This window comes from Protofrankia sp. Cr1, assembly GCF_963555865.1.
Taxonomy (GTDB): domain Bacteria; phylum Actinomycetota; class Actinomycetes; order Frankiales; family Frankiaceae; genus Protofrankia.
Map to the genome: position 1 here is coordinate 1 of NZ_CAUVXO010000210.1, position 7,468 is coordinate 7,468.

7 protein-coding genes are annotated in these 7,468 nt (G+C 70.9%); all 7 read left to right on the forward strand.

The features are described 5' to 3' along the window. Nucleotides 1-2,165 (forward strand): AAA family ATPase (locus U9980_RS16340; protein WP_322768705.1); only part of this gene is annotated, 2,165 nt, incomplete at its 5' end. 50 nt (nucleotides 2,166-2,215) lie between these two features. Next, nucleotides 2,216-3,424, forward strand: coding sequence for a signal recognition particle-docking protein FtsY (ftsY, locus tag U9980_RS16345; protein WP_322768706.1), 1,209 nt, complete (start codon nucleotides 2,216-2,218; stop codon nucleotides 3,422-3,424). A gap of 295 nt (nucleotides 3,425-3,719) precedes the next feature. Continuing rightward, complete coding sequence (gene ffh / locus U9980_RS16350) at nucleotides 3,720-5,324, forward strand: signal recognition particle protein (protein WP_322768707.1); 1,605 nt, start codon at nucleotides 3,720-3,722, stop codon at nucleotides 5,322-5,324. A 210-nt stretch (nucleotides 5,325-5,534) separates the two neighbouring features. After that, a complete protein-coding gene (gene rpsP, locus U9980_RS16355) occupies nucleotides 5,535-5,996 on the forward strand; it encodes a 30S ribosomal protein S16 (RefSeq protein ID WP_322768708.1) in 462 nt (153 codons plus the stop codon). After that, complete coding sequence (locus U9980_RS16360) at nucleotides 5,997-6,230, forward strand: RNA-binding protein (RefSeq protein ID WP_239311291.1); 234 nt, start codon at nucleotides 5,997-5,999, stop codon at nucleotides 6,228-6,230. Further along, nucleotides 6,202-6,789: a ribosome maturation factor RimM gene (gene rimM, locus U9980_RS16365; RefSeq protein ID WP_322768709.1), complete on the forward strand. Its 588-nt coding sequence runs from the start codon at nucleotides 6,202-6,204 to the stop codon at nucleotides 6,787-6,789. Before U9980_RS16360 ends, rimM begins: the two co-directional genes overlap by 29 nt. Before the next feature lie 2 nt (nucleotides 6,790-6,791). Continuing rightward, nucleotides 6,792-7,468 (forward strand): tRNA (guanosine(37)-N1)-methyltransferase TrmD (trmD, locus tag U9980_RS16370; protein WP_322768710.1); only part of this gene is annotated, 677 nt, incomplete at its 3' end.

Consider the following 7,468-nt stretch of genomic DNA (forward strand, 5'->3'; position numbering starts at 1 on the left):
GGGCTCTCACCCTGTCGCTGACGCCGAAGGACGGCGCTGCCGCGCTGCTGGACGCCGCTGCGGCCCAGCCGGACGGACCCACGGGACCCACCGGACCCACGGGACCCACCGGTGTCCTGGGCCGCCTTGCGGCTGTGCTGACGGTCGAGCCGGGGGCCGAGGCCGCCGTCGCAGCCGTACTGGGTCCGGCCGCCGACGCCGTGGCGGTCGGCGCCGTCGAGGATGTCAGCGCCGCGTTCGAGTGGCTGCGCGCGGTCGACGCGGGGCGGGCGGCACTGCTCGTCGTCGACGGGTCCGGTGCTGACGGGTCCGGTGTCGACGGGTCCGGCGTTGGGGCGCCCGGTGCAGATCCCACCGCTGCCCTGCCACCTGACGCGCGTCGCGGTGGGGTTCGGGCCGCGGACCTCGTCCGGGTCAGCGACCCGCGCTATGCCGCGGGGGTGGCGCGGCTGCTTGCCGCCACCATGGTTGTCGCCGACCTCGCGGTCGCCCTTGACCTCGTCCGCGCGCATCCCGGCATCCGGGTGGTCACCCGGTCCGGTGACGTGATCGGGCCCGGATTCGCCATCGGTGGCAGCGCACGCGCGCCCTCCCTGCTGGAGCTGCGGGCCGCGGCGGACGAGGCGGAGTCCCGGATGCTTGAGGCCGCCGCCGGCGGTGAACGTGCCCGTGGGGCCATTGCCGCGGCAGGCGAGGAGGTGAAACGGGCCCGCGGCGGGATCGACGACGCGTCGGCGGCGCTGCACGGCGCGGACGCCCGCTACCGGGCGTTGTCCGAGCAGCTGTCCCAGCTGGAGCGGGTGAACCGGTCGGGGGCCGCGGAGGTCGAACGTCTCGAACGCGTCCGGATACAGGCTGAAACTGCCCGTGACCAGGCATACGGCGCTCTGGCCGAGCTGGAGGCGACGCTGGCCGCGACATCGTCGGAACCCGACGTCGGAGAGAGGCCACCGGAGCAGCGGGACCGGCTTGCTGCCGCGACCGCGGCCGTGCGTGGCGAGGAGGTCGAGGCCCGCCTAGCGGTGCGTACCAGCGAGGAACGGGCCCGGGCGCTGGCCGGCCGTGCGGACGCGCTGGTGCGGTCCGCCGCGAACGAACGGGCCGCGCGGCTGGCGGCGGCCCGGCGACGGGAGATCCGGGAGCGGCAGGCGACCGTTGCCGCGGCCGTGGCCGACGCCGCCGGTCACGCCCTCGCGGCACTGGAGCACTCCCTGGTCGCCGCCGACACCGAACGCCGACGCGTCGACGCGCTTCGCCGGCAGACCGAGTCCGATCTGACCGCGGTCCGCGAACAGGTCCGGACATGGGCCGCCGAGCTTGCCGCGCTGCGCGATGACGTCCATCGCGACGAGCTCGCCCGCGCGGAGAAGCGCCTGCGGGTGGAGACGCTGGAGACCAAGGCGTTCGAGGAGCACGGCATCGCAGCCGACGATCTTGTCAACGAGTACGGACCGCACGTGCCCGTGCCGCCGGACACCCCCGACGGCGAGACCGTCGCGTTCGATCGGGCCGAGCAGTCGGCGCGGGCGGCCGCGGCCGAACGGCAACTCGCCCGGCTGGGTAAGGTCAACCCGCTCGCGCTTGAGGAGTTCGAGGCGCTGACGGAGCGTGCGTCGTTCCTGTCGACGCAGCTCGACGACATCAAGAACACCCGTCGTGATCTTCTGCTGGTCGTTGCCGAGGTCGACGAGCGGGTTCGGGATGTCTTTCGCGCGGCGTTCGAGGACACGGCGCGCGAGTTCGAGATCGTTTTCGCGACGCTGTTCCCCGGTGGTGAGGGCCGGCTCGTGCTCACCGATCCCGATGACATGCTCACCACCGGAATCGAGGTGGAGGCGCGGCCACCGGGCAAGAAGGTCAAGCGTCTGTCGCTGTTGTCAGGCGGTGAGCGTTCGCTGACGGCGATCGCCCTGCTGCTCGCGATCTTTCGCGCCCGGCCGTCGCCCTTCTACGTGTTGGACGAGGTTGAGGCCGCCCTTGACGACCGCAACCTCGGTCGGCTGCTGGAGGCGTTGGAAGGTCTGCGGGAGAAATCTCAGTTGATTATCATCACCCACCAGAAACGGACGATGGAGATCGCGGACGCGCTCTACGGTGTGTCGATGCGTGGGGACGGAGTCACCACGGTGATCAGCCAGCGGCTCCGGGAACGCGCTTCGGCCTGAACACGCTTCGGCCTGAGTAAGCCACCGTCTGGTCTGTCAGGATCGGAGGCGTGGAGTACGTCCTCATCATCATCGCGATCGTCGTGTTCGGTCTTGTCGCGTCCGCCGGCTTGGTGCTGGGCACCCGGCGCCGACGTCGAATCCCGCCCACCCGCGCCCGGCCGCATCCGGGCGTGGACTACCGGCCCGGGGTGGGTGACGACGCCGAGATCCCACGGGACACACCCCGGCGGACGGTCGAGACCGTCGATATCCCCGAGGCCGAGGCCGAGGCCGAGGCCGAACTGTACGAACTGGAACTTGAACGGGAAGCCCAACTGGAGGTACCGGCCCCGGCCGCGGGCCGGTTGGTCCGCCTGCGGGAGCGGCTCGCGCGGTCCCAGAACAGCCTGGGCCGCGGCCTCCTGCTGCTGTTGTCCCGGGACAACCTTGATGACGAGGCCTGGGACGACGTCGAGACGACCCTGCTGGTCGCCGATGTGGGCGTGATACCTACCCAGGAGCTGGTCGCGTCGCTGCGCACGAAGGTCAAGGTTCTCGGCGCCCGGCGGCCTGAGGATGTGCGTGTCCTGCTGCGGGACGAGCTGCTCGCCCAGATCGGTACCAGCACGGACCGCACGCTGCACGCGGCCGCGGACGGCCGGCCGGCGAACATCCTCGTTGTCGGGGTGAACGGCACCGGTAAGACAACGACCTGCGGAAAAATTGCCCGTCTGCTGGTGGCGGACGACCGCACGGTGGTGCTGGGCGCGGCCGACACCTTCCGGGCCGCCGCCGCCGACCAGCTGGAGACGTGGGGGAGCAGGGTCGGCGCGCAGACGGTGCGCGGGGCCGAGGGTGGAGATCCGGCGTCGGTCGCCTTCGAGGCCGCCAAACGAGGGATCGGTGTCGGAGCGGACGCCGTGGTGGTGGACACAGCCGGGCGCCTGCACACGAAGGCCGGGCTCATGGACGAGCTCGCCAAGATCAAACGTGTGGTCACCAAGATCGGTCCCGTGGACGAGGTTCTGCTCGTCCTCGACGCGACGACCGGGCAGAACGCCGTGGAACAGGCCCGGGTGTTCACCCGGGCGGTGGACATCACGGGCATCGTGCTCACCAAGCTCGACGGGACCGCCAAGGGTGGCATCGTGATCGCGGTCCAGCGGGAACTCGGCGTGCCGGTGAAGCTGGTCGGTCTCGGGGAAGGGCCCGACGACCTCGCACCGTTCGATCCGGAGGCATTCGTCGACGCGCTGCTGGGGGATCCGGCGAACTGACCGGGGCACCCCTGACAGAGCGTCGTCGGGGCCCACGCTGTGGCCACGGGGAGTCTCTTTCACCCGGCGTCGCGGCGACCTACAGTGCCAAGGTGGGGTTCGGACCCCGGCCGGACCCGGTGGCCGGGCCGTGATGTCCGGCGAGGTGTACCCGCCGTCCTCGATGGGGAGGGCGGTGATCGCTGCAGGTTTGCACCGTGATCACCGTGTGGGCGTACCTCGTCGGGCTGTCCGCAGCGCTGTCCCGGTGCGTACCCTGAGAGCTGCGGTTCGCCAGCGATCTCGGAGTGTGCGCGTGTTCGACACCCTGTCCAGCCGCCTCGACAAGGCTTTCTCGTCGCTCCGCGGCAAGGGGCGGTTGTCCGAGGCTGACATCAATGCGACCGCCCGGGAAATCCGGGTGGCGTTGCTGGAGGCCGACGTCGCGTTGCCGGCGGTTCGGGCCTTCATCGCAGCCGTGCGTGAGCGGGCGATGGGTTCGGAGGTCTCGGCCTCGCTGAACCCGGCCCAGCAGGTCATCAAGATCGTGAACGAAGAGCTCATCGCGATCCTGGGCGGCGGCACCACGACCCTGCGGTTCGCCAAGGCGCCTCCCACCGTCATCCTCCTCGCCGGCCTGCAGGGCACCGGCAAGACGACGCTCGCCGGCAAGCTCGGCCGGTGGCTTGCGGCCCAGGGGCACACGCCACTGCTGGTCGCCGCCGACCTGCAACGTCCGAACGCGGTCACCCAGCTTCAGGTCGTGGCCGCCCGGGCCGGGGTCGAGGTGTTCGCGCCCGAGCCCGGCAACGGGGTGGGCGACCCGGTCGCGGTCGCGCGTGCCGCTGTGGAACACGCGCGGCGTCGTCACCATGACGTGGTGGTCGTCGACACCGCCGGCCGTCTCGGCGTGGACGTCGAGATGATGCGGCAGGCGGCGGACATCAGGGATGTCACGTCGCCGGACGAGATCCTGTTTGTCGTCGACGCGATGATCGGCCAGGACGCCGTCACCACCGCGCAGGCCTTCGCCGACGGCGTCGGTTTCAGTGCGGTCGTGCTCACCAAGCTCGACGGCGACGCCCGCGGTGGCGCCGCGTTGTCGGTCGCGCACCTGACCGGCAGGCCGATCATGTTCGCGTCGACCGGTGAGGCGCTGGAGGACTTCGACGTCTTCCACCCCGAGCGGATGGCGTCGCGCATTCTGGGAATGGGCGACGTTCTCACCCTCATCGAGCAGGCGGAGAAGGCCTTCGAGGCCGATCAGGCCGAGGCGATGGCGGCGAAGATGGCCGCCTCGGAGTTCACACTGTCGGATTTCCTCGACCAGATGCTCGCCGTCCGCAAGATGGGCCCGATCGCCAACCTGCTCGGAATGCTGCCCGGGATGGGGCAGATGAAGGAGCAGTTGTCCCAGATCGGTGAACGCGACGTCGACCGGGTGGTTGCGATCATCCGGTCGATGACCCCGGCTGAGCGCCACGACCCGCGGATTCTCCAGGCGTCCCGCAAGGCTCGGGTGGCCCGAGGTTCCGGCGTCACCGTCACCGAGGTCAACCAGCTGCTCGACAGGTTCGCCGAGGCGCGCAAGGTCATGAAGAAGATGGCCGGCGGTATGGGGTTGCCCGGCGGTGGGCAGAGCGGCCGGGGCGCGGCCAACCGCAAGGCGGGCAAGAAGGGAAAGGGCGCGAACCGCAAGGGCAATCCGGCCGCACGCGCCGCGCAGACGCAGGCGCAGGAGGCCGCAGCGCAGGCGCGGCGCGCGGGCGCCACACCGGGCGCCACACCGGGCGGCCTACCCGGCGGCCCGCCGGCCGGGCCCGGTGATGCGGCCCTGCCCGACCTGTCCGCCCTGATGCGTGGCAGCGGTTTGCCACCGGGGGGGCTACCGCCCGGGCGGGGTCGCGGCAGACAGCGTTGACATGCTCCGGGCAGTGCCCACCGGCCCGGGGGCGTATCGGCGCTCGCGATCTGGCAAACTATGGGAACGACATGGGTTCCTCACCATCGGCGTCGTCGCGGTGGCCCTCTCCGCCGCTTTGACGCTCCGAAAACCCAGCTGCCGGTGTTCCGCGTCCCCACCGTGGCATTCCAGTGGCTACTGACGTACGTCTGGAGCAGTTCGACAATCGTGGCAACCAAGATCAAACTTCAGCGTCTCGGCAAGATGCGCGAGCCGCACTACCGCATCGTCATCGCGGACGCCCGTACCAAGCGAGACGGACGGGTCATCGAGGCGATCGGGCAGTATCATCCCAAGTCCGACCCGAGCATCATCAAGGTGGACGGCGAACGCGCCGGGTACTGGCTCGGTGTGGGCGCTCAGCCGACCGAGCCGGTGCTCGCGATCCTCAAGGTCACCGGTGACTGGCAGAAGTTCAAGGGTCTGCCGGCGCCACCGCCGATGAAGGTTGCGGCTCCCAAGCCCGACAAGCGGGAGATCTTCCAGGCTGCGGCCCGGGTAGCCGCAGGTCTCGGCGACAAGCCCGCCACCACCCCGAAGAAGGCCAAGAAGGCTACGGACGACGCACCCGCGGGCGAGCAGCAGCAGAGCGCGCCGGCGGCCGAGCCGTCGACTCCGGCGGGGCAGTAAGTGCTGGAGGCCGCGCTCGAGCATCTTGTCCGGGGCATCGTCGATCATCCCGATGATGTGCGCGTCGACATGCAGTCGGGTCGCCGGGGTCGGACCCTGGAGGTCCGTGTGCATCCCGACGATCTCGGCAAGGTGATCGGGCGCGGCGGGCGGACCGCCCGCGCGCTGCGGACGGTCATGGCCGGTGTGGGAGGTCGGGGTCTGCGTGTCGACGTCGTCGACGTCGACCGGTAGTCGGCGGCCTTCGGGCAGCCCGGCCGATGCGCCGGTCGTCGTCGGTCGGATCGGGCGTCCCCATGGCGTCCGCGGGGACGTGACGATCGACGTCCGGACCGATGTTCCGGACCGACGCTTCGCGCCGGGGTCGCGGTTTCACGGCGACACCCCCGCCGCTGGTCCGCTGGTGATCGCCGGGTCGCGTTGGCACGCCGGGCGCCTGCTCGTACGGTTCGAGGGGGTCGATGACCGTAGCGCCGCCGAAGCCCTGCGTGGCCGGATCCTCACCATTGCGCCCGACGCCGTGGGTGCCGCTGCGGACGAGGACGATGACGCCGCGGACGACCTGTGGTGGGACCGCGACCTCGTCGGACTCCAGGTGGTGACCGTGGACGGCGCCGCCGTCGGTGTGGTTGTCGATGTGGTCCACACAGCGGCCGGGGAGCTGCTCGCGGTCGGCCGCCCAGACGGGGGGGAGGTACTCGTGCCGTTCGTGCGCGAGTTCGTCCCCAGCGTCGAGGTGTCCGACGGCCGGTGCGTGGTCGACCCGCCGCCAGGCCTGTTCGACCTGGAGTGACCATGCGTGTTGACATAATCACTATCTTTCCCGGGTATCTCAGCCCACTGGAACTGTCGCTGGTCGGCCGGGCGCGTGAGCGGGGCATCCTCGACGTTCATCTGCACGATCTCCGGCAGTGGGCGAGCGACGTGCACAGGACCGTTGACGACGCCCCCTATGGCGGGGGGCCGGGCATGGTGATGCGGCCGGAACCGTGGTGGGCGGCGCTGACCGAGGTGAGCGAATCGGGCGCGGCCGGTGGCCGGCGACCGCGGATCATCGTCCCGACCCCGGTCGGCCGGCCCTTCACCCAGGCCTGCGCCGGCGGCTTGGCCGCGCAACCGTGGCTGGTGTTCTGTTGTGGCCGCTATGAGGGAATCGACGCGCGGGTCATTGAGGAGTGGGCCGACGACGAGATCTCGATCGGTGACTACGTGCTGGCCGGGGGAGAGGTCGCCACCCTGGTGATACTGGAGGCGGTCACCCGGCTGTTGCCCGGTGTGGTGGGAAACGCCGAGTCCGTTGCCGACGACTCCTTCGCCGACGGGCTTCTGGAACCGCCGGTGTACACCCGCCCACCGGTGTGGCACGACCGCGAGGTGCCCGCGGTGCTGCGCTCCGGTGACCACGGCGCCATCAGCCGGTGGCGCCGGGAGGTGGCTGTGGCGCGGACCGCACACCGCCGGCCGGATCTGTT